This is a genomic window from Micromonospora sp. NPDC005553 (genome assembly GCF_042871765.1).
GTDB lineage: Bacteria > Actinomycetota > Actinomycetes > Mycobacteriales > Micromonosporaceae > Micromonospora.
This window is the reverse complement of the sequence record NZ_JBIAJD010000006.1, coordinates 395,708-418,691: the sequence shown is the minus strand read 5'-3', so window position 1 is coordinate 418,691 and position 22,984 is coordinate 395,708. Positions and strand designations below refer to the sequence as shown.

At 71.8% G+C, this 22,984-nt stretch carries 27 protein-coding genes; 17 read left to right on the top strand and 10 right to left on the bottom strand.

Annotated elements, in window-relative coordinates:
• The first annotated feature begins 24 nt into the window (after nucleotides 1-24).
• From ACFYPG_RS25815 to ACFYPG_RS25805, 3 genes are read left to right on the top strand one after another with little or no spacing between them, the layout of a single operon-like run.
• Complete coding sequence (locus ACFYPG_RS25815; RefSeq protein ID WP_355005360.1) at nucleotides 25-417, top strand: DUF202 domain-containing protein; 393 nt, start codon at nucleotides 25-27, stop codon at nucleotides 415-417.
• A complete protein-coding gene (locus tag ACFYPG_RS25810; RefSeq protein ID WP_355005361.1) occupies nucleotides 414-719 on the top strand; it encodes a DUF202 domain-containing protein in 306 nt (101 codons plus the stop codon). Before ACFYPG_RS25815 ends, ACFYPG_RS25810 begins: the two co-directional genes overlap by 4 nt.
• Before the next feature lie 27 nt (nucleotides 720-746).
• Nucleotides 747-1,154: a PLD nuclease N-terminal domain-containing protein gene (locus ACFYPG_RS25805; protein WP_355005362.1), complete on the top strand. Its 408-nt coding sequence runs from the start codon at nucleotides 747-749 to the stop codon at nucleotides 1,152-1,154.
• 45 nt (nucleotides 1,155-1,199) lie between these two features.
• Here the strand turns inward: ACFYPG_RS25805 and ACFYPG_RS25800 are convergent, their stop codons facing one another.
• Nucleotides 1,200-2,822 carry an acetolactate synthase gene (locus tag ACFYPG_RS25800; RefSeq protein WP_355005363.1) on the bottom strand — a complete coding sequence of 541 codons (1,623 nt, stop codon included), beginning with the start codon at nucleotides 2,820-2,822 and terminating at the stop codon, nucleotides 1,200-1,202.
• A 122-nt stretch (nucleotides 2,823-2,944) separates the two neighbouring features.
• Entirely contained in the window at nucleotides 2,945-3,718 is a 774-nt protein-coding gene (locus tag ACFYPG_RS25795) for an enoyl-CoA hydratase-related protein (protein ID WP_355005364.1), read from the bottom strand.
• 98 nt (nucleotides 3,719-3,816) lie between these two features.
• On the opposite strand from ACFYPG_RS25795, the gene ACFYPG_RS25790 reads away from it, so the two are divergent.
• From ACFYPG_RS25790 to ACFYPG_RS25775, 4 genes are all read left to right on the top strand, one after another.
• Nucleotides 3,817-4,296, top strand: a complete 480-nt coding sequence (locus ACFYPG_RS25790) for a DUF6232 family protein (protein WP_355005365.1) — start codon at nucleotides 3,817-3,819, stop codon at nucleotides 4,294-4,296.
• A gap of 101 nt (nucleotides 4,297-4,397) precedes the next feature.
• Nucleotides 4,398-4,880, top strand: a complete 483-nt coding sequence (locus tag ACFYPG_RS25785) for a DUF6232 family protein (protein ID WP_355005366.1) — start codon at nucleotides 4,398-4,400, stop codon at nucleotides 4,878-4,880.
• Nucleotides 4,877-5,266: a hypothetical protein gene (locus tag ACFYPG_RS25780; protein WP_355005367.1), complete on the top strand. Its 390-nt coding sequence runs from the start codon at nucleotides 4,877-4,879 to the stop codon at nucleotides 5,264-5,266. Before ACFYPG_RS25785 ends, ACFYPG_RS25780 begins: the two co-directional genes overlap by 4 nt.
• Nucleotides 5,267-5,333: 67 nt before the next feature.
• Complete coding sequence (locus ACFYPG_RS25775; RefSeq protein ID WP_387354145.1) at nucleotides 5,334-6,062, top strand: hypothetical protein; 729 nt, start codon at nucleotides 5,334-5,336, stop codon at nucleotides 6,060-6,062.
• 24 nt (nucleotides 6,063-6,086) lie between these two features.
• Here the strand turns inward: ACFYPG_RS25775 and ACFYPG_RS25770 are convergent, their stop codons facing one another.
• The gene (locus ACFYPG_RS25770) at nucleotides 6,087-6,545 is read right to left on the bottom strand and encodes a rhodanese-like domain-containing protein (RefSeq protein ID WP_387354144.1); all 459 of its coding nucleotides are present in this window, start codon (nucleotides 6,543-6,545) and stop codon (nucleotides 6,087-6,089) included.
• Nucleotides 6,546-6,615: 70 nt separating this feature from the next.
• Here ACFYPG_RS25770 and ftrA point away from each other — a divergent pair, with 70 nt between their 5' ends.
• Nucleotides 6,616-7,647 (top strand): transcriptional regulator FtrA, encoded by a 1,032-nt coding sequence (ftrA, locus tag ACFYPG_RS25765; RefSeq protein WP_387354143.1) that lies wholly within the window; start codon nucleotides 6,616-6,618, stop codon nucleotides 7,645-7,647.
• An 89-nt stretch (nucleotides 7,648-7,736) separates the two neighbouring features.
• Here the strand turns inward: ftrA and ACFYPG_RS25760 are convergent, their stop codons facing one another.
• Both ACFYPG_RS25760 and ACFYPG_RS25755 read right to left on the bottom strand, forming a co-directional pair.
• Complete coding sequence (locus ACFYPG_RS25760) at nucleotides 7,737-8,633, bottom strand: ribokinase (protein WP_387354142.1); 897 nt, start codon at nucleotides 8,631-8,633, stop codon at nucleotides 7,737-7,739.
• A gap of 23 nt (nucleotides 8,634-8,656) precedes the next feature.
• Complete coding sequence (locus ACFYPG_RS25755) at nucleotides 8,657-9,457, bottom strand: ABC transporter ATP-binding protein (protein ID WP_387354141.1); 801 nt, start codon at nucleotides 9,455-9,457, stop codon at nucleotides 8,657-8,659.
• Nucleotides 9,458-9,576: 119 nt separating this feature from the next.
• On the opposite strand from ACFYPG_RS25755, the gene ACFYPG_RS25750 reads away from it, so the two are divergent.
• Both ACFYPG_RS25750 and ACFYPG_RS25745 read left to right on the top strand, forming a co-directional pair.
• A complete protein-coding gene (locus tag ACFYPG_RS25750) occupies nucleotides 9,577-10,575 on the top strand; it encodes an ABC transporter ATP-binding protein (protein WP_387354140.1) in 999 nt (332 codons plus the stop codon).
• On the top strand, nucleotides 10,572-11,585 hold the full coding sequence (locus tag ACFYPG_RS25745; RefSeq protein ID WP_387354139.1) for an ABC transporter permease subunit: 1,014 nt from the start codon (nucleotides 10,572-10,574) through the stop codon (nucleotides 11,583-11,585). The genes ACFYPG_RS25750 and ACFYPG_RS25745 overlap by 4 nt, the downstream gene beginning before the upstream one ends.
• 124 nt (nucleotides 11,586-11,709) lie before the next feature.
• Here the strand turns inward: ACFYPG_RS25745 and ACFYPG_RS25740 are convergent, their stop codons facing one another.
• Nucleotides 11,710-12,885, bottom strand: a complete 1,176-nt coding sequence (locus tag ACFYPG_RS25740; protein WP_355005374.1) for an ROK family transcriptional regulator — start codon at nucleotides 12,883-12,885, stop codon at nucleotides 11,710-11,712.
• Between the two features lie 168 nt (nucleotides 12,886-13,053).
• Here ACFYPG_RS25740 and ACFYPG_RS25735 point away from each other — a divergent pair, with 168 nt between their 5' ends.
• From ACFYPG_RS25735 to ACFYPG_RS25720, 4 genes are all read left to right on the top strand, one after another.
• Nucleotides 13,054-14,508, top strand: a complete 1,455-nt coding sequence (locus ACFYPG_RS25735) for a glycoside hydrolase family 3 N-terminal domain-containing protein (protein ID WP_355005375.1) — start codon at nucleotides 13,054-13,056, stop codon at nucleotides 14,506-14,508.
• Between the two features lie 136 nt (nucleotides 14,509-14,644).
• Entirely contained in the window at nucleotides 14,645-15,199 is a 555-nt protein-coding gene (locus ACFYPG_RS25730; RefSeq protein ID WP_355005376.1) for a hypothetical protein, read from the top strand.
• Nucleotides 15,196-15,690 (top strand): thiol-disulfide oxidoreductase DCC family protein, encoded by a 495-nt coding sequence (locus ACFYPG_RS25725; protein WP_387354138.1) that lies wholly within the window; start codon nucleotides 15,196-15,198, stop codon nucleotides 15,688-15,690. Before ACFYPG_RS25730 ends, ACFYPG_RS25725 begins: the two co-directional genes overlap by 4 nt.
• Nucleotides 15,653-16,351 (top strand): TetR family transcriptional regulator, encoded by a 699-nt coding sequence (locus ACFYPG_RS25720; RefSeq protein ID WP_387354137.1) that lies wholly within the window; start codon nucleotides 15,653-15,655, stop codon nucleotides 16,349-16,351. The genes ACFYPG_RS25725 and ACFYPG_RS25720 overlap by 38 nt, the downstream gene beginning before the upstream one ends.
• Before the next feature lie 310 nt (nucleotides 16,352-16,661).
• Here the strand turns inward: ACFYPG_RS25720 and ACFYPG_RS25715 are convergent, their stop codons facing one another.
• Nucleotides 16,662-17,324 carry a GNAT family N-acetyltransferase gene (locus ACFYPG_RS25715; protein WP_387354136.1) on the bottom strand — a complete coding sequence of 221 codons (663 nt, stop codon included), beginning with the start codon at nucleotides 17,322-17,324 and terminating at the stop codon, nucleotides 16,662-16,664.
• A gap of 170 nt (nucleotides 17,325-17,494) precedes the next feature.
• Between ACFYPG_RS25715 and ACFYPG_RS25710 the strand changes: the two genes are divergently transcribed.
• A complete protein-coding gene (locus tag ACFYPG_RS25710) occupies nucleotides 17,495-17,689 on the top strand; it encodes a DNA repair protein (RefSeq protein WP_355005380.1) in 195 nt (64 codons plus the stop codon).
• A 138-nt stretch (nucleotides 17,690-17,827) separates the two neighbouring features.
• Entirely contained in the window at nucleotides 17,828-18,346 is a 519-nt protein-coding gene (locus tag ACFYPG_RS25705) for a hypothetical protein (RefSeq protein ID WP_387354135.1), read from the top strand.
• 10 nt (nucleotides 18,347-18,356) lie between these two features.
• Here the strand turns inward: ACFYPG_RS25705 and ACFYPG_RS25700 are convergent, their stop codons facing one another.
• Nucleotides 18,357-19,085 carry a Clp protease N-terminal domain-containing protein gene (locus ACFYPG_RS25700; RefSeq protein ID WP_387354134.1) on the bottom strand — a complete coding sequence of 243 codons (729 nt, stop codon included), beginning with the start codon at nucleotides 19,083-19,085 and terminating at the stop codon, nucleotides 18,357-18,359.
• A gap of 60 nt (nucleotides 19,086-19,145) precedes the next feature.
• Nucleotides 19,146-20,144, bottom strand: a complete 999-nt coding sequence (locus ACFYPG_RS25695) for a glycosyltransferase (protein ID WP_387354133.1) — start codon at nucleotides 20,142-20,144, stop codon at nucleotides 19,146-19,148.
• A 111-nt stretch (nucleotides 20,145-20,255) separates the two neighbouring features.
• Here ACFYPG_RS25695 and ACFYPG_RS25690 point away from each other — a divergent pair, with 111 nt between their 5' ends.
• Nucleotides 20,256-21,071, top strand: a complete 816-nt coding sequence (locus ACFYPG_RS25690; protein WP_387354245.1) for a DUF72 domain-containing protein — start codon at nucleotides 20,256-20,258, stop codon at nucleotides 21,069-21,071.
• Nucleotides 21,072-21,080: 9 nt separating this feature from the next.
• Here ACFYPG_RS25690 and ACFYPG_RS25685 read toward each other — a convergent pair whose 3' ends face one another.
• The gene (locus tag ACFYPG_RS25685) at nucleotides 21,081-22,913 is read right to left on the bottom strand and encodes a glycoside hydrolase family 15 protein (protein ID WP_355005668.1); all 1,833 of its coding nucleotides are present in this window, start codon (nucleotides 22,911-22,913) and stop codon (nucleotides 21,081-21,083) included.
• Nucleotides 22,914-22,984: the final 71 nt, after the last annotated feature.

The window sequence follows — 22,984 nt, the reverse complement described above, 5'->3', positions numbered from 1 at the left end:
AAGGGAAACGGATATTCTCCCACTGTGTGGGAGGCGATCAGGCGGTGGTTCGACCCGGCGGAGGCACGCGCTGTCGGTGAGACACCGGACTACCGCTTCTCCCTGGCCAACGAACGGACCTTCCTCGCCTGGCTACGCACCGGGTTGGCGCTCGTCGGTGGCGGGCTGGCCACCGCGCAGTTCCTGCCACCCCTGCCGATGAGCCACCTGCGGGAGGTGATCGCGGTGTCGTTGCTGCTGCTCGGCGCGGCGGTCGCGATCCGCGCTGTGGACCACTGGGCTCGTACCGAGCGGGCCATCCGGCTCGGTCAGGAGCTGCCCGCGTCCCGGTTTCCCGCCATCCTGGCGCTCGCCGTCGGCGTCGGTGCCTTACTGCTGGTGGTCGCCGTCCTGCTCCGCGCGGTCGGCGGGCGGTGAGCACCGGACGCGACCCGGGGCTGCAACCGGAGCGGACCCGGCTGGCCTGGCGGCGCACCCTGCTCACTGTGACCGTGGTGAGCGTGCTCGCCGTCCGGCTGGCGGCGACGGGCGACCCGACCGGTGCGTTGATCGCCGGCGGCACCGTTCTGGTGTGGGGCACCCTGCTGGTGCTCTGCTGGCCCCGGGGCACGGGCACCGGTCCGGCCCGCACCGGCGGCCGGACACTTCCCCTGGTCACTGTGGGCACCGTGGTGCTGGCGTTACTGGGGGTGCTGCTGGTTCTGCGCGGACTGTGGTGACGCGCGCCGGTGCGTCATCATGGGTGCATGGCCCGGCTTGGCGTACTCCTCTTCCTGGTGCAGATTGTCCTCGCCGTCTGCGCGCTGATCAGCTGTCTCTCCGCCGAGGAGGGCAAGATCCGCGCCCTTCCCCGGATCGCCTGGGTGCTGATCATCTTGTTCTTCCCGCTGGTCGGCTCGATCGCCTGGTTCATCGTCGGCCGGGAGCCCAGCCCCGGCGCCGGCAAGGGTTGGCCGGGCGGCGGCGAGCGGCAGCGTCCACGGCAGGTAGCCCCCGACGACGACCCGGAGTTCCTGCGCTCCGTCGAGGAACGCGCCCAGCAGCAGGACCAGGAGCTGTTCCAACGCTGGGAGGAAGACCTGCGGCGACGCGAGGACGACCTGCGCCGCCGCGACGGTGAGCCGCCGCGCGAGGGCGACCGACCGGAGGTGTGAGCGCGCCGCCGCCGACGCGGGAGCGACGGCGGCGGCGGGTGCGACTCAGGCCAGGTTCGACGACCGGGGGTACGCGTCGGTCGGGTCGGTGAGCACGTTCACCAGGTACGGCACTCCGGAGTCGAACGCCCGCTGGAGCGCCGGGCCCAGGTCGGCCGCCTTGGCGACCGTCTCCCCCGCCCCGCCGAGCGCGCTGACCACCGTGTCGTACCGCAGCTCCGGCTGGAGGTCGGCGGCGACGTCGTAGCCGTACATCGCGCGCATCGGGTGCTTCTCCAGCCCCCAGATGCCGTTGTTGCCGACGACGATCACCACCGGCAGCTTCTGGCGGACCAGCGACTCGACGTCCATCAGCGAGAAGCCCGCCGCGCCGTCGCCCATCAGCACGCAGATCTGCCGGTCCGGGTGACTGACCCGGGCACCCATCGCGTAACCCATGCCGGTGCCGAGGCAGCCGTACGGGCCCGGGTCCAGCCACGTGCCGGGCTGGGCCGGCTCCAGGTACCGCCCGGCGTACGACACGAAGTCGCCGCCGTCGCCGATGGTGATCGCGTCCGGGGCGAGCGCCCGACGCAGCTCGCCGTAGATCCGGGCCGGGCGGATCGGGTCGGTCTCGGCAGCCATCTCCGCGGCGTCCCGAGCCTTCGCCGCGTCCTCGGCAATGCGCAGGTCGGCGATCCAGTCGGAGTGGTCGGCCCGGTCACCGGAGTGATCGGCGAGCGCGGAGAGGATCAGGCGCAGGTCACCGGCGGGTGCGGCGGCCGGCTGCACGTGCGTCGCCCGCTGGCTGGGGGCGTCGACGATGTGCACCACCTTGGCGTCACCGAAGTCACCGAAGCTGAGCCGGAAGTCCAGCGGGGTGCCCACCACCACGACCACGTCGGCGCCGGAGAGCGCGGCCCGTCGGGCCTTGGCGAACGCCAGCGGGTGCTCCGGCGGGAGCGAGCCGCGACCCATGCCGTTGGCGAAGACCGGCACCTGCAACGCCTCGGCCGCCTCGCGCAGCGCGGCGACCGCGTCGCCCGCGTACACGTCGGAGCCGGCGATGATGACCGGCCGCTGCGCCCCGGCGATGAGCAACGCCGCGCGGCCGACCTCCTCCGGATCCGGGGCGATCGGGTCGACACCAGTCACGGTGGGCAGCTCGGCCTCCGCGACCGAGAAGACCGTCTCCAGCGGGAAGTCGAGGAAGGCCGGGCCCCGGTGCGGGGTGAGCGCGGCGTTCAGCGCCGCACCCACCGCACGCGGGATGTCGTCGGTGCTGAACACCGTCTCGGCGTGCTTGGTGACCGGGGCGACCAGCGGCAGGTGGTCCATCTCCTGGAGGCTGCCCGAGCCCCAGCGGAACGCGGGCGCGCGCCCGCCGAGCACCAGCACCGGCGAGGCGTTGAAGAACGCGCTGGTCATGCCGGAGATGCCGTTGGTGACACCGGGCCCCGCGGTGAGCACGGCGAGGCCTGGGCGGCGCTGGAGCTTGGCCACGGCCTCGGCGGCGAAGACCGCGGACTGCTCGTGCCGGACGTCGTAGATCGGGAAGTCGGTCTTGTACGCGGCGTCGTATAGCGGGAAGACGTGCCCGCCGGACAGCGTGAACATCTCCCGTACGCCGTGCGCGCGTAGTGCCGCGAGCGCCAACTCGCCGCCGTGACCCTCGATCCGCTCCGTCATGTCGCTCCCATCGTCCGTGGCCGGGATCACAGGTTACCGGCCAGTCACTTGGCCCTGCGACCGTGGCCCCGGCCGGTGGACGGTGCCGAGGTCAGGGCGCCGTCGGGGCGGGAGGCGACGGGTCAGCGGCCGGTGAAGCCCGGCTTGCGCTTCTCGACGAAGGCCGCCATGCCCTCGCGCCGGTCGTCGGTGGCGAACAGCGCCGCGAAGAGCTGACTCTCCCAGGCGAGGCCCGAGTTCAGGTCCATGTCCAGGCCGCCGTCGACCGCCAGCTTCGCCGCGCGCAGCGCCTGCACCGGGCCCGTCAGGTACGGCTTCACGTAGGCGACAGCGGCCTCGTAGACCTCGGCGGCCGGGACCACGCGGTCGGCCAGGCCGATCCGCAGGGCCTCCTCGGCGTCGACCATCCGGCCCGTCATGATCAGATCCTTGGCGCGGGCCGGGCCGACCAGGCGGGCGAGCCGCTGGGTGCCGCCGGCACCCGGGATGATGCCGAGCTTGATCTCCGGCTGGCCGAGCTTGGCGTCCTCGGCGACGATCCGCCAGTCACAGGCCAACGCCAGCTCACAGCCGCCACCGAGGGCGTACCCGGTGATCGCGGCGACCACCGGCTTGGGGATCCGGGCGATCGCGCCGAGCGCGCTGGACAGGTTCGCCGCCCGGTCGGCCATGTCCACGTAGGACATGTCAGCCATCTGCTTGATGTCGGCGCCGGCGGCGAAGACCTTCTCCCCGCCGTACACGATGACCGCGCGGACCTCGGGATCGGCGGTGGCCGCCGTCGCGGCGGCGCGCAACTCCTCCTGCACCTGGGTGTTGAGCGCGTTCATCGGCGGCCGCTCCAGCCGGATCGTGCCGATGCCGTCAGTGGTCTCCAGCCGAACGAACTCGCCCACGCTGCCCTCACTTCCTCGTCGAAGTCGCGTGCCAACCTTACGACCCGGCTCGTTTGGGTAAGTAGTGTGGTGTCAGCCCCGTGGGCGGGAGTCCAGCCATGATCACGTATTACGACGACAGGTCGGTGCAGGTCACCTCCACCACTCTTCGCGTGGACGGTCGCAGCTACAAGCTGGCCGACATCACCATGATCTGGCACCGCCGGGGCACCCGCTCCTGGCGTGTGCTGGTGGGGCGGGGCGCGCTCGGCGCTGCGCTCGCCGGCCCGCTGGTCGCGGCGGTGCTCGGCATCGGCGTGGCCGTCTGGCTGCACCGCTCCCCCACCGTGACGATCGCGATCGTCGGCGCGTCGGTGCTTGTCGGCCTGGCCGTCGGGCCGGTGGCCGACTTCCTCTTCGAACACCTGGACCGCTCGTACGCCCGGGGCAGCCGCCAACTGGAGATCTGGGCCCGTTGGCGGGGCCAGCCGGTGCGTCTGCTGCACACCGGTGACGCGCTGCGCTTCGGGCAGATCTACCGGGCGGTGCAACGCGCGGTGGAGCACAGCCAGCCGGCCCACCCCGTCACGCGCCGCTAGCCAGCCTGTCCCGTTCGAGGCACGGGCACGGCAGACCGCACGGGCACGGGCACGGCCGGCCGACCCCGCCGAGGTTTGCACCGCGGTGGTTAGGCTTAGTGATGACCCTCTATTACCGGGACGACGCGGTGCAGGTGACCTCCGAGTCGATCCGGGCGGGTGGTCACGTGATCGCCCTGTCCGACGTGACGTTCGTCTGGCACGCACGGGGGCAGAAGACCCTCGCCGTACGCGGCCGTGTGCTGGGGCGCGGTGTCCTGGTCCTGCTGCTCTCGCTGCCGCCGCTGGTCGCCGTGGTCTGCGTGCTGTCGCTGGCCTGGTCGGCTCAGGATCGAGGCAACTGGCAGCTGGCGCTGATCATCCTGGCCGCCTGCGCGGCGGGGGCGCTCGCGCTGGCACCGTTCCTGGAGATTCCCCTCGGCTGGCTGGACCGCTCCTACGAGCGCGGCAGCCACGTGCACGAGTTGTGGGTGCAGCACCACGGCCGGGAGGACCTGCTGGTGCGCACCCCGGACGCGCTACGGTTCGGGCAGATCTACCGGGCCGTGCAGCGCGCCGTCGAACAACAGGGGGACCACCGATGACCACCCGCCGCCGCGAGGCCGTCGCCCTGGCCGGCCTGCTCGCGACGGCCGGCGTCACCCATCTGGTACGCCCCGGCGTCTACGACCCGATCGTGCCGCGTGCGCTGCCCGGCCCGCCCCGTTTCTGGACGTACGCCAGCGGGGTCGCCGAACTGGTGGTGGCTGCGGCTGTCGCGAACCCGGCCACCCGGCGGGCCGGCGGCCGCGCAGCCGCCGCCCTCTTCGTCGCCGTCCTGCCGGCGAACGTCAAGATGGCCGTGGACTGGCGGCGCCGACGCCCGACACAGCGGGCCATCGCGTACGGCCGGGTGCCATTGCAGGTGCCGCTGATCTGGTGGGCGCTGCGGGTGGCCCGCGCCGACACCGCCGGTCGACAGTCACGCTGACCTGTCGACAGTCACGCTGACCTGCTCCGACGGGCGGTTGTGGCACGGCCGACGCACACTTGACCCCATGGCGATTCCCCTCCCCACCCCGACTGCCGTGGTCGGTCTGACCCGCTACGCCCTCGACCAGGCGCTCGGCTCGGCCGCCTCGATGGCCGCCGTGCCCGCCCGCGCGTTCGCCGTGCTCGACGGGGTGGAGCAGCTGCTGGCCAGGATCAACGGCGTGGTCGACCGGATCGAGACGACCCTGGACCGGACCGACCAGGTGCTCAGCGACGCCGAGGGCGCGGTTCGCGAGGTGGCAGTCATCAGCGCCGCCGCGACCACCGCCATCGACACGGCCACCGAGGTGGCCTCCGCCGCCGCCGTGGTGGTCGCCGAGGCCGACCGGGTCTCCCGGACGGCGGCCACGGTGGTCGCCGAGGCCGACCGTGTCGCGAACCGCGCCGCCACCACCGTGGGTACCGCGACGGAGGCCGCCGCCACCGCAGCCGAGTTGCTGGCGGCGTACGAGCCGGCGCTGCGTCGGGCCGCACCGATGGCCGAGCGGTTCGTCGGGGAGCTGAGCCATGAGGAGATCACTGCGGCGATCCACCTGATCGACGAGCTGCCGAAGCTCCGGGAGCATCTGACGGCGGACATCCTGCCGATCCTGGCCACGCTGGACCGGGTCGGCCCCGACCTGCACGACCTGCTCGACGTCACCCGTGACCTCAAGCTCGCCGTGGCCGGCATCCCCGGGCTGGGCATGCTGCGCCGCCGTGGCGAGAAGCTCGCCGACGAGCCGGTGGGGTGAACGCCAGCCCGCCCCTGCCGTGGATCAGCAGTCGCAGGTGATCGTCGTGGCGGGCGCGGTGAGGTCGTCGACCGGTCGTCGGGTCAGCCCGGCCTCCGTCACCACCGGCAGCCCCTCCCTGACCCAGTATTCGAACCCGCCGAGCATCTCCTTCACGGGATGGCCCAGCCGGGCGAACTCCAGCGCCGCCCGGGTCGCGCCGTTGCAGCCGGGACCCCAGCAGTAGGTCACAACCGCCGACCTCGGCGGGATCAGATCCGCCGACCGGGTCGCGATCTCAGCGGTGGGCAGGTGCACCGCGCCGGGGAGGTGCCCCTGCGCCCAGGCGGCCGCGCCCCGGGAGTCGACGACCACCAGACCCGGGGTACGGGCCGACAGGTCGGCGTGCACGTCACTGACGTCGGTCTCGACGCTGAGCCGATTGCGGAACCAGGCGGCGGCGGTGGCCGGATCGGCCTGCGGAACGGCGAAGGTGAAAGTCATGCACCGATCCTCGCCAGCAGGCCACCTCGGAACGAGTGGCGGGAACGACATCCTGCGCTAACATCCCGCCATGCCGATCCCGACGGCCACCACGACCGGTCCGCGACCGCTCCCCGCGCCTCGACGACGGGCGGCCGCGCACCGGGTCGCCGTGCTCGCGTACCCGGGGATGTCGGTGTTCGAGACCGGGATCGTGACCGAGGTGTTCGGACTGGCCCGGCCCGAATTCGACGTCGACTGGTACGACCTCGTGGTCTGCGCCGAGCGGCCGGGGCCGGTGCCGGTGGTCGGCGGAGCGAGCCTGCACACCCCGTACGGCCTGGCCGAGCTGGCGGCGGCGCGGACGGTGATCGTGCCCGGCGTACCGGACGTGACCGCTGACCCGTCGCCCGAGCTGGTGACCGCGCTGGGTGAGGCGCACCGGCGCGGTGCCCGGATCATGTCGATCTGCTCGGGAGCGTTCGCGCTGGCGGGGGCGGGCCTCCTGGACGGCCGCCGGGCCACTACCCACTGGCGGTACGCGGAGCTGCTGGCGCGGCGCTACCCACTGGTCGAGGTGGACCCGGACGTGCTCTACCTCGATGACGGCGACCTGCTCACCAGTGCCGGCAGCGCGGCCGGGCTGGACCTCTGCGTACACGTGATCCGGCGTGACCATGGCGCGGCGATCGCCAACGCGGTCGCCCGACGACTGGTGATCCCGCCGCACCGCGACGGCGGGCAGGCCCAGTTCGTCGAGGCGCCGGTGCCCGCCGACCCGGCCGACGACCGGATCGCGGTCAGCCTCGACTGGGCACTCGCCCACCTCGCCGAGCCGCTGAGCGTTGCCCAGCTCGCCGACCGGGCGCACATGTCGTCCCGCACGTACCTGCGGCATTTCGCCCGAGCCACCGGCACCAGCCCGATCCGTTGGCTGGTCGAGCAGCGGGTCCGCGCCAGCCTGACACTGCTGGAGGAGACCGACGCCGCTGTCGAGCAGGTCGCCCGCGCGGTGGGCTTCGACACCCCCGTGACCTACCGCCACCACTTCGGCCGGGTCATGCTGACCTCACCGTCGGCGTACCGCCGGGCCTTTCGCACCGGCGCCGGCGAGCGGGCGTGACACGCCGCGACGGTCGGGCCGGCTCAGCGCGGAACGCGCTCAGCCGGCTCAGCGCGGACCGCGCTCAGCCGGCTCAGCGCGGACCGCGCTCAGGCCGGTACGTACAGCTCGTCGATCTCGGCGCGTTGCGGCAGCGCCACCGAGGCGCCGAGCTTGCGGACGCAGGCAGCGCCGGCCGCCGACGCCCAGCGCACCGCGTCGACCAGGTCGCGCCCTTCGCCCCAGCCGACGGCCAGCGCGGCGGTGAACGCGTCACCGGCGGCGGTGGAGTCGACCACGTCGACCCGTACCGCCGGCACGTGCACCTCGGCGCCGTCCCGGTCGACGTACCAGGCGCCCTCCCCGCCGAGAGTGAGCACGGCCCGGGGAGTCAGGTCGAGCAGCGCGCGCGGCTCCTCCCGACCCCGGCCGGCGAGCGCCTGCGCCTCGCCCTCGTTGACGACCAGCAGGTCCACGGCGGCGAGCAGCTCGGGTGGGAGGTCCCGCGCCGGGGCGGCGTTCAGGATGACCCTGGTGCCGGCCTCGCGGGCGGCCACCGCGGCGGCAGTCACGGTCTGCACCGGGATCTCCAGTTGCGCGACCAGGACGTCCGCCGTACGGACGGTGGTCAGCTCCTCCTCGCTGAGGCCGACCAGGGCGTCGTTCGCGCCGGGGGTGACCACGATGGCGTTGTCCCCCTGGGCGTTGACCATGACAAGCGCCACTCCCGAGGTGCCGTAGACCACGCGAAGCTGACTGGTGTCCACACCGGCCGCTGTGATGCGGGCCTTGAGGGTGACGCCGAAGGCGTCCGAGCCGATCGCGCCGAGGAAGGCACAGGAGGCGCCGGCGCGGGCCGCGGCCACGGCCTGGTTGGCACCCTTGCCGCCGGGCACCATCACGAAGTCGGTGCCGAGCATGGTCTCGCCCTGTCGGGGCAGCGCGGGTGCCATCGCGACCAGGTCCATGTTCGCGCTGCCCACCACGGCGACCCGGGTCTGCGGCACGGCCGTCTCCGCCTGTCCGATGCTCAGGCGGCGCGGGCGGTGAAGCGGTCGCCCGACCGCTCGACGACGAGTGGCAGCCCGAAGGTCTTGGAGAGGTTGTCACCGGTCAGCGTCTCGGTGAGCAGGCCCTGGGCGACCACTCCGCCCTCGCGCAGGAGCATCGCGTGGGTGAAACCGGGAGGGATCTCCTCGACGTGGTGGGTGACCAGCACCATCGCCGGGGCGTCCGGGTCGTACGCCAGCTCGGCCAGTCGGGCGACCAGGTCTTCCCGACCGCCCAGGTCGAGCCCGGCGGCGGGCTCGTCGAGCAGCAGCAGCTCCGGGTCGGTCATCAGGGCACGGGCGATCTGCACCCGCTTGCGCTCACCCTCGGAGAGGGTGCCGTAGCGGCGTTCGGCGAGACCACCGACGCCGAGTTGACTCAGCAGTGCCCGCGCCCGCGCCTCGTCGCCGCGGTCGTAGTCCTCCCGCCAACGGCCGACCACCGACCAGGCGGCGGTCACCACCACATCGCTGACCCGCTCGTCGGCGGGCAGCCGCTCGGCGATCGCGGCGGTGGTGAGCCCGATCCGGGTACGCAGCTCGTTGACGTCGGTGCGGCCGATCCGCTCGCCGAGCACGTGCGCGACACCAGTGGTGGGGTGCAGCCGGCCGGCGGCGAGGTTGAGCAGTGTGGTCTTGCCGGCCCCGTTGGAGCCGAGCACGACCCACCGCTCGTCCAACTCGACACGCCAGGTCAGGTCCTCTAGGAGGGCGGTGCCGGAGCGGCGCACGCCGACGCCGTCGAGGCTGACCACCAGATCCGGGTTCACCGCACCATCCAACCACGCAGCGCCGGGGTGCCCCCCATGGGCGGCACCTCAGCCATAGGGTGAAGCGCCGTGTCATTGATCACCAAGCCCGAAGGACGACCCATGCCCAGCCGACGTACGGAGCTGCGCAGATGAGCGCGGTCATCGAGATCGAGGGTCTACGCAAGAGCTTCCGCAGCCTGCGCAGCGGCCAACGGGTGGCGGTGGACGGGTTCGACCTGCTGGTCGAGGCGGGCCAGGTCCACGGCTTCCTGGGCCCCAACGGCTCGGGCAAGACCACCACCCTGCGGGCCCTGCTCGGGCTGGTACGCGCCGACAGTGGCCGGATGATGGTGCTCGGCGAACCGTCGCCAGAGTTGCTGCCCCGGGTGGCGGGTCAGGTCGGCGCCATCGTGGAGAGCCCGCAGTTCTTCGGCAACTTCACCGGCTACCGCACGCTGCGGCTGTTGGCCCGCGCCGGTGGTGTGCCGGTCTCGCGGGTGGACGAGGTGCTGGATCTGGTGGGCCTGCACGACCGGGGCGATGAGCGGGTGAAGGGCTACTCGCTGGGCATGAAGCAGCGTCTGGCGGTGGCGTCCGCACTGTTGAAGGACCCACGTCTGCTCATCCTGGACGAGCCGGCGAACGGGCTGGACCCGGCGGGCATCCGGGAGATGCGGGACCTGATGCGGTCGCTGGCGGCCAACGGGGTGACAGTGCTGGTGTCCAGTCACATCCTGGGCGAGATCCAGCTGATCTGCGACCACGTCACGATCATCTCTCGGGGGCGGCGGGTCGCGACCGGTCGGGTGGACGAGGTGCTGGCGGGCCACGACCGGCACGAGTTCCTGGTCCGGGTGGCCGAGCCGGAGCGGGCCGTCGAGCTGCTGCACGCGGCCGAGCTGACGGCGGTGGTGGACGGCGGAGCGTTGGTGGTGAGCGGGGTGAGCGACCCGACGGCGATCAGCCGGGTGCTCGGTGAGCAGGGTCTGTGGGTGGGCGAGCTGACGCCGCTGCGACCGGATCTGGAGAGCGTCTTCCTGGAGCTGACCGGCGCGTACGAGCATCCGTCGGTGCCCCGGCAGGTCGGCGACCCGTCGCTGCCGCAGGGCGAAGCTGTGATCGACCTCAATCGGGGAGTGGACGCGTGAACCTGGTGCGTGCCGAGTTGGAGCGACTGTCCGCGCGTCGCTTCGTGCAGCTCATGGTCGTCCTGTTGGCGTTGGCGTTCGCCGTCACGGCGGCGACCACCCTTGCCGGCTCCCACAAGCCGAGCGTCAGTGAGCTGAACTCGGCGCGGACGCAGGCCGCCGAGGCGCGTCGTGACCTGGAGGCCACCCACCAGGAGTGCCTGGCCCGCCAGGACGGCACCTCGACCTCCGACAGGGACAGGTACTTCCCCAGCGACTGCTCCGAGATCGACCCGATCCGGCAGGACCGCCTCCCGATCGCCGCCGACTTCCTCCCGGGTGTGTTCACCTTCGCCGAGCAGGCCGAACCGTTGCTGTACTTCCTCATCGCGTTCCTGGTGTTGTTCGGGTTCCTGGTCGGCGCCTCCTACATCGGCGCGGACCTGACCTCGGGCGGGGTGGTGAACCTGCTGCTCTGGCGGCCGCGCCGGTTGACGGTGCTCGCGACCAAGCTGGGCACCCTGCTCGGCGCGGTGCTGGTCCTGGCCCTGCTGGCGTCGGTGGCCTATCTCGCCACGTTCTGGGTGATCGGGCAGGCTTTCGGGTTGCCGGGCCGGCTGGACGGTGACTTCTGGCGCTCACTCGGCGCGGTGCACGGCCGTGGACTGGTGCTGGTGCTGCTGGCCTCCGCGCTGGGCTTCGCGATCTCCACGCTGGGTCGGCACACGTCCGCGGCGCTCGGCGCGCTCGCCGCGTACGCGGTGGTCTGGGAGTTGGGTGGCCGAGTGGTCCTGGAGATCATCGACGCGCGGAAGTCGGACCTGTTCATGCTGTCCAGTCACATCGGGGCGTGGCTCAACGGCGAGGCGCGGTTCTATGACGAACAGGTCTGCCGGGGCAGCGGCCAGCTCCCCTACTGCGATGGGTTCTATACGGTGACCTGGCTGCCGGCGCTGTTGGTGCTGCTGGCGATCACCGGCGGTCTGACCGCGGCGGCGTTCGCCGTGTTCCGTCGCCGCGACCTGATCTGAGTCGAGGCCGTCGGGTCGCCCGGGTCCGGGCGGCCCGACGGAACGGCCGAGCCGACGCCCGGCAGGAGCTTGCAAGCTGTGAGGGCGCGGTGAAGAATTCCTTCACATGACCGCCGCAGCGGGCTCAGCCGACGGTGGAGCCGAACACCTCGTCGCGCACGGCGTTGAGGGCGGTGCGCAGCGCGCCGTGCAGGATCGGCTCCTCGGTCAGCCCGGTCGGCACCACTCGCGGCTGGACCAGGGTGATCGCGGCGACCTCCTGCTGCACCCGGTCGGCGAGCGCCGCCCCACCGGCCTGGCCCACCTCGCCGGCGAGCACGACCAGCGGCGGGTCCAGCACGACGCAGGTGCTGGCCACGCCGAGCGCGAGCCGACGGGCCAGTTCGTCGAGCATCGGGCCGCCGTCAGCGCCGGCCGCGACGGCCGCGCGGACCGCCTCGGCGGCGTCGGCGTCCGGGTAGCCGTGCTCGCGGGCCACCGCGCGCACCGAGTCCGCGCCGATCAGCTGCTGGAAGGCCGGCTTGGCGCGACGCGAGACGTCGCGCGGGATGGGCGCGCCAGGCACCGGAAGGTAGCCGATCTCGCCGGCCGCGCCGCTGCTGCCGTGGTGCAACCGCCCGCCCAGCATGATCGCCAGGCCGACGCCGGCGCCCACCCAGACCAGCACGAAGTCCGACAGCCCTCGCGCTTCGCCGGACTGCGCCTCGGCCACGGCGGCCAGGTTGACGTCGTTCTCGAAGACCACAGGTGTGTGCAGGTCGTCCCGCAACGCGGCGAGCAGACCGCTGTGCCAGCGCGGCAGGTTGAAGGCGAAGGTGATGTCGCCGGTGCCGGGGTCGACCAGGCCCGGCGTGCCGAGCACGATCCGTCGTACGCTGCTCAGCTGCGCCTGGGCGCTGCTCGCCGCCTGCACGACGGCGTTGTGCACCACGCCCACCGGGTCGTCGGTGTCCCGGGTCGACTGCTCCACCCGGCCAATGACCGCGCCAGTGATGTCGGCGCACGCGGCCACCACCCGGTCCGGCCCGACGTCCACGCCGACGACGTGCGCGCTGCTCGGGCGGACGGCGTAGAGCTGGGCGTTCGGCCCCCGCCCGCCGGCCTGCTCGCCGACCCGCGCGACGAGGCCGCGCTCCTCCAGCCGCTCGACAAGTTGCGAGGCGGTGACCTTCGACAGACCGGTCAGCTCGCCGAGTCGAGCCCGGGTCAGCGGGCCGCGTTCGAGGAGCAGTTCCAGCGCGGCACGGTCGTTGAGCGCCCGCAACAGACGGGGGGTGCCGGGCAGCCGGGTCGCACTCATGACACGTCCTCTAGTTTTAGTAAACTTTGCTAACTGTAAACCGACCTGCGAACGGGTAGCCGTAGCGTAACGGTCACCCGACGGTGGGACGCTCGGCCGAGTCGGCAGGGCCAGGACCACCACCGGTACGACGTTTCGTACCCGCGGGGGCACCGAAGGGGGAAACACGTGGGGTTGGATCCAGGACTGCGCCGGCTCGCGCTGGGCACGCTGCTGGCCGCGTACCCGGGACCGGTTCCGCCGGACTGGGCGGTCGACCTGCTGGCCGACGGGCTGGCCGGGCACACCCTGTTCGGCACCAACGTGCACGACCCCGTGCAGGTGGCGGCGAGCACCGCCGCACTGCGCACCGGTCGACCCGACGCGCTGATCGCGATCGACGAGGAGGGTGGCGACGTGACCCGGCTGGCGCACGCCACCGGCAGCCCGTACCCCGGCAACGCCGCCCTGGGTGCGATCGGCGACGTGGCCCTCACCCGACGGGTCTACCAGTCGATCGGCGCCGAACTGGCAGCGCTCGGCATCACCGTCAACCTCGCTCCCACCGTCGACGTCAACACCGCCGACGACAACCCGGTGATCGGCACCCGGTCCTTCGGCGCGGATCCGGTGCGGGTGGCCGCCCACTCGGCCGCCGCCGTGGCCGGGTTGCAGGCCGCCGGGGTGGCCGCCTGCGCCAAGCACTTCCCCGGGCACGGTGCCACCGTCACCGACTCCCACCACGAACTGCCCACGGTGGATGCTCCGCTGGGCCTGCTCCGCCAGCGGGACCTACCGCCGTTCGCGGCCATCGTCGCCGCCGGGGCGCGCGCCGTGATGACCGCGCACATCCGGGTTCCGGCGCTCACCGGCGCCGACCCGGCCACCTTCAGCCGAGCCGTCCTGGTCGACCTGTTGCGCACCGAGTACGGCTTCACCGGCACCGTCATCACCGACGCGCTGGAGATGAAGGGTGCCGCGGTGGCCGCCGGTGGAGTCGGGCCGGCTGCGGTCCGGGCCCTGAGCGCGGGTGCCGACCTGCTCTGCATCGGCGCGAAGGTCGACGCCGAACTGGTCGAGCGGGTGGCCGCCGAGATCGTCGACGCGCTCGCCGACGGCCGGCTGGCGAGGGCGCGGGTCGAGGAGGCGGCCGGCCGCGCCGCCGATCTCGCCGCCTGGACCCGGGCCGTCAGCGGGTCACCGGCCACCAGCGACACCGAGCTGGGGTACGCGGCGGCGCGTCGAGCGGTCCGGGTGGATGGCCTGCTCACCGGCCTGGACCAGCCGCTTGTGGTGCAACTGCACACCGAGTCGACGATCGCCGAGGGGCGGGTCCCGTGGGGCCTCGGTCCGCACCTGGACGGGGTGTCGGAGATCCGGGTGATCGCCGCCGAGACCGACCCGGCCACGCTGCGCGGGCTGGCGGGCGACCGTCCCATCGTCCTGGTCGGACGACACCTGCACCGGCTGCCCGGCGGCCCGGACCTGATCGCCGACCTGGCGGCCCAGCACCCGGTGACAGTGGTGGAGATGGGCTGGCCGGCACAGTGGCGGCCCGTCGGCGTCCGCGCCTTCGTCACCACCTACGGCGCGAGCCACGCCAACGGTCGCGCGGCGGCCGAGGTGCTCGGCCTGGCCGGCTGAGCCGCGGCGTTCTCCGGCCGGGCTGAAAAGCTCGGCCGGATGTCGCGCTCCGGCACCGGCCCCGAAGTGTCCACAGTCACTGGTCGCCACTTCTTGAACATGTTCAACATCGGCCCTAGTCTGATGACGTCGGTAGTTGAACACGTTCAAGAAGGGCGTCCACATGGACACCAAGGTCTGGATGTACGTGATCTACCTCGCGGTCAGCATCGGCCTGACCATCTGGGTGGCGCGAGCGCTGTCCCGCAACGGGCAGGTCTTCCTGGAGGAGGTGTTCGCCGAGGAACGACTCGCCCGGGCTGTCAACAGCCTCCTGGTGGTCGGCTTCTACCTGCTCAACCTCGGCTACGTCACGGTGGCGATGAAGCACCCCGACCCGGTCGACTCGACCAGCCAGGCCATGGAGGAGCTGTCTCTCAAGATCGGCTTGGTGCTGCTGGTGCTCGGCGCGCTGCACTTCTTCAACGTCTTCGCGCTCGGCCGCTACCGCCGAAACCGACTCCGCCAGCTCGCCACCCACCCCCCGCTCGCTCCGATCGGCCGACTCCCCATGCCGTCCGCTCCTCCCGGATCGCAGTTGGTCGGCGCGTACCCGGGCGGACCGCAGCCGACCGGTGCACACCCGGCAGGACCCCCGCCGGCTGGCCCGCAGCCGGGCGTCGGCCCGACGAACAACCCACAAACCCGATGACCGGACCCCCGACCGGTGGCGGCGGTCGGCTCCCGGATCCCACCGCTCAATCCGGCGGTGGGATCCGGGGGTTCACCGTCCTGTTCGACGCCGCCTGCCCGATCTGCCGCGCCGCCCGCCGCTGGTTGTCGTCCCGCGCCCAGCTCGTACCCCTGGAGTTCGTGCCGGCCGGGTCCGCCGAGGCCCGGCGACGCTTCCCCGGCCTGAACCACGACGCGACGCTGCGCGACCTCACCGTCATCGCCGACACCGGCGAGGTGTACGCGGGCGACGGCGCCTGGTTCGCCTGCCTCTGGGCGCTGACCGACCACCGGTCCACGGCCGAGCGGCTGGCCCGACCGCACCTGCTGCCCCTCGCCCGCCAGACGGTGGCCGCCGCCTCGGCGATCCGCGAGCGGATCCGCGACCCGTGGGCCGAGCCGACCGACGAACCGGCGGGATACGGTGACCTCGATGACCGAACAGCCTGCGCAGACGACCACTGCGGGTGACCCAGCCACCGCCCGAGGCGAGCAGACCCGGCAGCTGATCCGGGACACCGCGATGCGGCTGTTCCGCGAACGCGGATACGCCCAGACCACCATGCGGGCGATCGCGCAGGAGGCCGGCGTGGCGGTCGGCAACGCCTACTACTACTTCGGCTCCAAGGACCACCTGATTCAGGAGTTCTACGCCCAGTCCCAGGTCGAGCACCGGGCCGCCGCGCAGCCCGTGCTCGATCGGGAAGAGGCGTTCGGTCCCCGGCTCGCCGGAGTGCTGCACGCGGGGATCGACGTGTTGACGCCCTCACACGGCTTCGCGGCGACCTTCTTCAAGACGGCGGCGGAACCCACCTCGCCGCTGAGCCCCTTCTCCGCCGAGTCCTCCGGCCCACGACAGGCGGCCATCGACCTCTTCGGCGAGGCGTTGACCGGCTCGACGGCCAAGGTCGACGCTGAGCTGCGTCCACAGCTGCCCGAGCTGCTCTGGCTCGCGTACATGGGCGTGATCCTCTACTGGGTGCACGACCGATCGCCGGACCAGACCAAGACCCGCCAACTGATCGACGGGGCCGTGCCGCTCATCGATCGGCTTGTGGCGCTGTCCCGACTTCGGGTCCTTCGGCCGGTGACCCGACAGGTGCTCGACCTGATTCGCACGCTCCGTCACTGACCCGGTCGACCTCCTTCGGCCGGCGAAGCCGCAGGTCAAGTCCGCTTTTAGACACTCCGAACCGACAGCTTCAACCTTGCCCTGAGCCTGTTCGATACGTAGCGTGATCGACACGTAGCGGCCCGCCGCTACACCCGGAACCGGGGCCTGGGGGGAGGTTGCGGACCGTGGATCCGGCCCGGGATCCACGGTCCGCGCCCATCACCCCCGCCCCGCCGATCTTGCAGGTTCGGTGGTCGAGATGCGTGGAATGCCCGGCTGTGTCGCGACAGAAAATGCAAGATCGCGGGCAGCTGCGGCTTCGGGCCGGTCAGCGCGGATAGACCCCGTACGCGCGCCAGCCCCGGTCCGGGAAGCCGGCCGCTTCGGCTACCCGGGCCGAGGCGTGATTGTCCCGCTCGTGCAGGTAGGTGGGGATCGCTCCCTCGTCGAGCACCCGCCGCGCAGCCTGGGCCACCAGCCGACGGGCGAGGCCGCGCCCCTGGGCGGCCGGCACTGTGCCGACTGCCAACTCGTGCCCGTACGCGTCGTGCCGTTTGATCGCGGCACCGGCCAGATAGGCGCCGTCCGGGTCACGGACCACCAGCACCGGCCGGTCGAAGAGTCGCAGCCACGGCGGCAGCCCGGTGGCGGTCGGCTCGGTCCACTCCCCCACGTCGGGCAGCGGAGCGGGTGTCCGGCTCCACCGGAAGGGACCGTCGTGTACGCAGAATTCGGGCCGGCCGACGGCCTCCGGCAGCGCGGCGAGCAACCGAGCCGGCGTACGGCGAACCAACGCGCGGATCGCCGCCACCCGGTCCGGCGCCACGGAGAGCACGGCGCTCTGCCCGGTGTCCACGGCGAGCGCGGGGCGTAGCCGGCCGTCCCAGGCCGGTTCGGCACGCCGCTGCGAGGCGACCACGTGCAACCCCGGCCCGGCCGGCCACTGGCCGAGCCAGGTGGCCAGGTGCAGGTGAAGTCGCCGGTCGAGCATGCGCACCTCCCCGCGTCACCCGACCCGTCGTCGATCACCGTACGCCGGACGGCAGGGCCGGGCGCAGGATACGTCAGGGCCGAGCGGAAAAGGGTCCGGGAACCGAGCACCGGGATCGACCGTCATATGTATTTCCATATCTGGACACCTTTGTTTGGGACGGTGAACGCATGCCGATTCAGCCGAGCGACCACTACCAGCAGGACCCCGAGCGACTCTGGCGGGCGACGGAGGCCGTCGGGGGCAATCCGCCCCAGCCGCGCTACCGGAACCCTCGGACGGTCGGTGGCGGCGCCCTGTCGTGGGCCGGCCTGAACAAGCTCTCCGTCGGCAGCTCCAGTCGGCACCGCCTGAACAACCATTGACGCACCACCGAGCGGGTGGCCTCTGACGTTCGCTCGGGGGCCGACACACCGGAGGAGGTCCAGCGAGGGCTTTCGCACACCTGTCGGGTAATTTCTTGTGGTCCGCCATCCCGGCCTACGACAGGAGAAGCTCCGCGCATGGGCAAGAAGACGATCCACGTCTCCGACTTCACCGGCACGGTTCTGCAGCAGGACGACGAGGTGGTCCGCGTCGTCGTACTGGAGCACCCGGACCTGGTCGCCGGGCCCGTGCAGTTGGACGCCACCCCGGCCGAGGTGGAGAACATCGACGACGCCGCGCTGGACGTGGCGGTGGTGGAGATCCACGATCGGCACGGCCACGGTGAGCCCCGCCGGGTGGTGTTGACCGCCAGCGAGTTCGACGCGATGGCCACCGACGTGCCGATGGCGCAACTGTTGAAGACGGCCGAGCGGGTCCGCCCACCCAAGGCCCGCAAGACCACCGAGAAGATCGACTACGGCACGCTGGAGCACGCCGGCAAGCCACACCGGGGCCGGGTCACCGAGGAGGAGGCCCGGCTGGTACGCGAGCAACTCGACGAGGTCAACAAGCGACTCGCCGACGCGGGCGTACGCCAGATCGACAGGGCCGATCCGGAGCACGCCCTGCGTTACGGCTTCCCTGAGGCGTCCTGACCCCGGGTTCTCACTTCTTTCCGACGGCGGCGGCGAGGGCGCTGGCCAGGTCGCCCTCGACCGTCGCCTTCTCCAGGCCCAGGTTGGTGAGCACGCCGGCGCCGTCCTCCTGCTCCAGCAGGGCGAGCAGGATGTGCTCGGTGCCGATGTAGTTGTGCCCGAGGCGCAGCGCCTCCCGGAAGGTCAGCTCCAGCGCCTTCTTGCCGCGCGCGTCGTACGGAATGAGGTCCGGCACCTGCTCGGCGCGCGGTGGCAGGACGGCAGCGAACGCCTCCCGTACCGCCTCGGGGGTGGCGCCGCGACCGGCCATCACCCTGGCGGCCAGCCCTTCCGGCTCGGCCAGCAGGCCCAGCACCAGGTGCTCGGGGCCGATCTCGGCGTTGCCGCTGGCGCGGGCCTCCTCCTGCGAGGCCATCACCACGTTGCGGGCGCGCGGGGTGAACCGGCCGAAGCCGGCGTTGGGGTCGAGCGCGGCCGCGTCGGTCGCCTTCGGCACGAAGCGCTTCTGGGCGGCCTGCTTGGTGACACCCATGCTGCGGCCGATGTCGGTCCAGGACGCGCCCGAGCGCCGGGCCTGGTCGACGAAGTGCCCGATCAGATGATCAGCGACCTCGCCGAGGTGGTCGGCGGCGATGACCGCGTCGGTGAGTTGGTCGAGCGCGTCGGTGTGCGCTGTCTTGATCGCCTGGATCAGGTCGTCGAGCTTGACGGTGCTGCCGATCTGAAGAGGATCTGTCATGCGTCAACCATAGGTTGACGCATCTGTCTCGTCAACCCTGAGTTGACGATGGTGGTCCCATCAAGCGGCGTACTCCGGCAGGAGCTGCGCAACGGCCTCCGGCGACGGCATGCTGGCGATCTCCTCGGAGATCAGTCGTGCGGCGTCGCGCTGTTCGACCTGACCACGCCGCGGCAGCAGGAGGTGTGTCTGCTCGGCGATGGCGCTCGCGTCCACCTCCCCGGGGAGGAGCCGAAGACCGACCCCGGCCGCGGTGAGGGCCTCCGCGTTGGCGAACTGGTCCGCGCCCTGCGGCAGCAACAACTGGGGTACGCCCGCCGCGAGTGCGCCGAGGGTGGTGCCGCTGCCTCCGTGGTGCACCACCACGTCGGCGAGCGGCAGCAACTCCGCCTGCGACACCCACGGATGCACGCTGACCTGGTCGGGGATCTCTCCGAGCTGTTCCACTGGCACCCGGCCCGCCGCGACCACCACCTGCGCGCCAAGCGTCGCCAGACCGGCGATGGCAGTGCGGAGCAGCTCCGGCGTACCGAACGCGGTGCCGAGGGTCAGGTAGATCAGCGGCCGGCCCACGCGAGCGGGCAGTGGGGCCGGCGTCGAGAAGGCGACAGGTCGCAGCTCGATCCGGCGTTCGGTGGCGAGGAAGTCCCTGTCCTGCAGCGAGGGTGGCCAGATGTCCAGGTGCGGCCGACCGACGACCTCGGCGTTCCTGGTCGGGAGTTCCAGGCCGATGCCCTCGGGAAACAGCCGGCCGAACCCGTGCCACAGGCCCGGGATCCCGGCCCGGTGAGCCGCCACGGCCGCCCCCGGCAACCCCCACTCGTGCACCACCAGGTCGGGCCGCAGCCGCGCCAGCTCCGGTGCGAGGTCCTCGGCGTACACCTCGTAGAAGGCGTCGCCGGGGCGGAACGGCCGCAGGCCGTGCGCGGCGAGTGGCGCGTGCACCTCCGTACCGGCGGCGAAGTGGACCTCGTGCCCGGCGTCCCGGGCGGCGATCGCCAGCGGGATCAGCGGGTAGGTATGACCGACGGACGCAAGACTGGCGAACAGCACACGCATGGCGACGGACCCTACCTGCCGGACCGTGGCCTCGCCGGGTCCGCCGGCCCGGATACGGTGGGCTCCGGTCAAGTCGGGAGGGCGGTCATGCGTCTGCACGTGGGGTGCGCGATGTGGAGTCACCGGTCGTGGCCGGGTCACCGGCTGCCGCCCACCGAGCGCCTGGCGCACTACGCCAGTTGGTGTGACGCAGTGGAGGGCAACACCACGTTCTACGCGACCCCGGCCCGGGAAACCGTGGCCTCGTGGGCCGCCCAGACGGGCCCCGACTTCCGGTTCGTCCTCAAGCTTCCCAAGGTCATCACGCACGAACGCCGGCTCACCAACGTCGACGAACCACTGCGCGCCTTTCTGGACGCCATCGAACCGCTCGGCCCGCGCGCCCACGCTCTCTGGATCCAACTGCCCGGCTCGTTCGCGCCCGCCGACGTCCCGGCCCTGGGCCGTTTCCTGCAACAGCTTCCGCAGTCCCACAGGTACGCGGTGGAGGTGCGCCATCAGGCGTTCTTCACCGAGGAGCGAGCGGCCCGACTGCTCGGAGCGACCCTCGCCGCCGCCCACGCCGAGTGGATCCCCTTCGACACGACTGCCTTCTTCGCGAGCCCGCCCACGAGTGACGCGGAGCGGGACGCCTGGACCAGGAAGCCCCGCGTGCCGCTCCGGTCCCTCGCGCTGACCGACCGGCCGATCGTCCGCTACCTCGGCCGCGACGACCCGACGCGCACGGTCGAGGGGTGGCAGCGCTGGATCGACGTGACAGTGACCTGGCTACGCGAGGGGCGCTCGCCGACGATGTTCATCCACACCCCGGACAACGCCGAAGCGCCGACGCTCGCCCGCCGGTTCCACGACGAGGTACGGGCACGCGTACCCGGGCTCGACGCGTTGCCCGAGCCGATCCCGGTCGAGCCGTTGACGCTGTTCTGACCCGGGCGGTCAGCGCTGATCGTCCAGCAGGAGGTTGAGGTGGTTCGCGGTGCTGATCAGCGAGAGGTGGCTGAACGCCTGCGGGAAGTTGCCGATCTGCTCGCCGGTCGGCGCGATCTCCTCGGAGTACAGGCCGAGCGGGTTGCTGTAGGTCAGCATCTTCTCGAAGGTCAACCGGGCGTCGTCGAGGCGGCCGGCCTGGGCGAGGGCTTGGACGTACCAGAAGGTGCACATGCTGAAGGTGCCTTCGGTGCCGGCGAGGCCGTCCGGCGAGGCGTTCGGGTCGTAGCGGTAGACCAGGCTGTCGGAGACCAGGTCAGCGTCTATCGCGCGCAGCGTCGATTCCCACATCGGGTCCAGTGGTGAGATGAAACCGACCCCGGGCATGGCGAGCAGTGAGGCGTCCATGATGTCCGTGCGGTAGTGCTGCACGAACGCCTGCCGGTCGGGATGAAAGCCGCGCGTCATGATCTGCTCATAGATGGTGTTGCGTTCGGTCGTCCAACGGGTGATGTCGCCTGGGCGGCCACGACGTTGCGCGAGGCGGACGGCGCGGTCCAGCGCCACCCAGGCCATCACGCGCCCATAGGTGAAGTCCTGACGCCCGGAACGCGTCTCCCAGATGCCGTCCTCGGGCTGGTCCCAGTGCTCGCAGAGCCAGTCCATCAACTCCGCCGTCTTTCGCCAACCCTCGTACGGTGCGACCAGCCCGTTGCGGTCGGCGAGCTCCAGGGAGTTGAGCGCCTCGCCGTGGATGTCGAGTTGCAGCTGACTCGCCGCGCCGTTTCCGATCCGCACCGGTGACGAACCACGGTAACCCTCCCAGTGGCCCAGCACCTCCTCGGGCAGATCCGGTGAGCCGTCGATGCGGTACATGATCTGTAGGGGCAGATCCGGGTCTCGGGCTTCCCGGATGCGCGCGTCCAGCCAGAGCAGGTACTTCTCGGCCTCGTCGGTGAAACCGATGCTCAGGAGCGCATGGACGGAGAAGGACGCGTCTCTGATCCAGGTGTAGCGGTAGTCCCAGTTCCGCTGCCCGCCGATCTGCTCCGGCAGCCCTGCGGTGGGGGCGGCGACCAGGGCGCCGGTCGGCGCGTACGTCATCAGTTTGAGAGTCATCGCCGACCGCTCGACCGCCTCCCTCCAACGGCCCCGATAGCGGGAACGGTCCACCCACCGCCGCCAGAAGTCGCGGGTTTCGGCCAGCAGTTCGCACGCCTCGTCGGTGCTCAGCGCTCGCGGCGGGTGCGGGCCGGCGGCGGTCTCCAGAACCACCCCACCGACGTCGCCAGCGTGCAGCGTGAACCGGGCCGACACACCCTTCGCGTCGCGGTGGATGGCTCCCGCGTCGATCAACCCTCTTCTGCCTGTGAACGGGGCGAGGGTCAGGCTCAGAGTGCGACTTCGGAAGACGTCCCCCTCGGGGTGGACGTCCAGCTCGAACGGGTCGCGTCCATAGTTGAACCGGGGTTGGCAGTCGAAACTGAACGACATGCTTCCCCGGACCATGCGGACCAGGCGGATCAACCGATGCCGGTCGGTGGCCTCCGCACCGGTGACGGGCATGAAGTCCAAGAGCTCCCCGACACCGTCAGCGCTGTGAAAGCGGGTGATCAGGATCGGCGTACCGGGCAGGTAGAGCTGTTTGCTGGAGTAGTCGACGCCGTCGGGCGAAAGCTGGAAGTGGCCACCGTTGCGGCGGTCGAGCAGCGCGCCGAAGACGCTCGGCGAGTCGAAGCGCGGCGCGCAGAACCAGTCGACGGTGCCGTCCGTGCTGATCAACGCAGCGGTCTGTAGGTCACCGATCAGACCGTGGTTCTCGACCGCCGGGTAGCTCTGCACGTTGTCCCCCGCCATCCGTGCTGGCAATGGCAGCGACTACCCGGGGACCGCCGAAAGATGCGGCCCGCCGC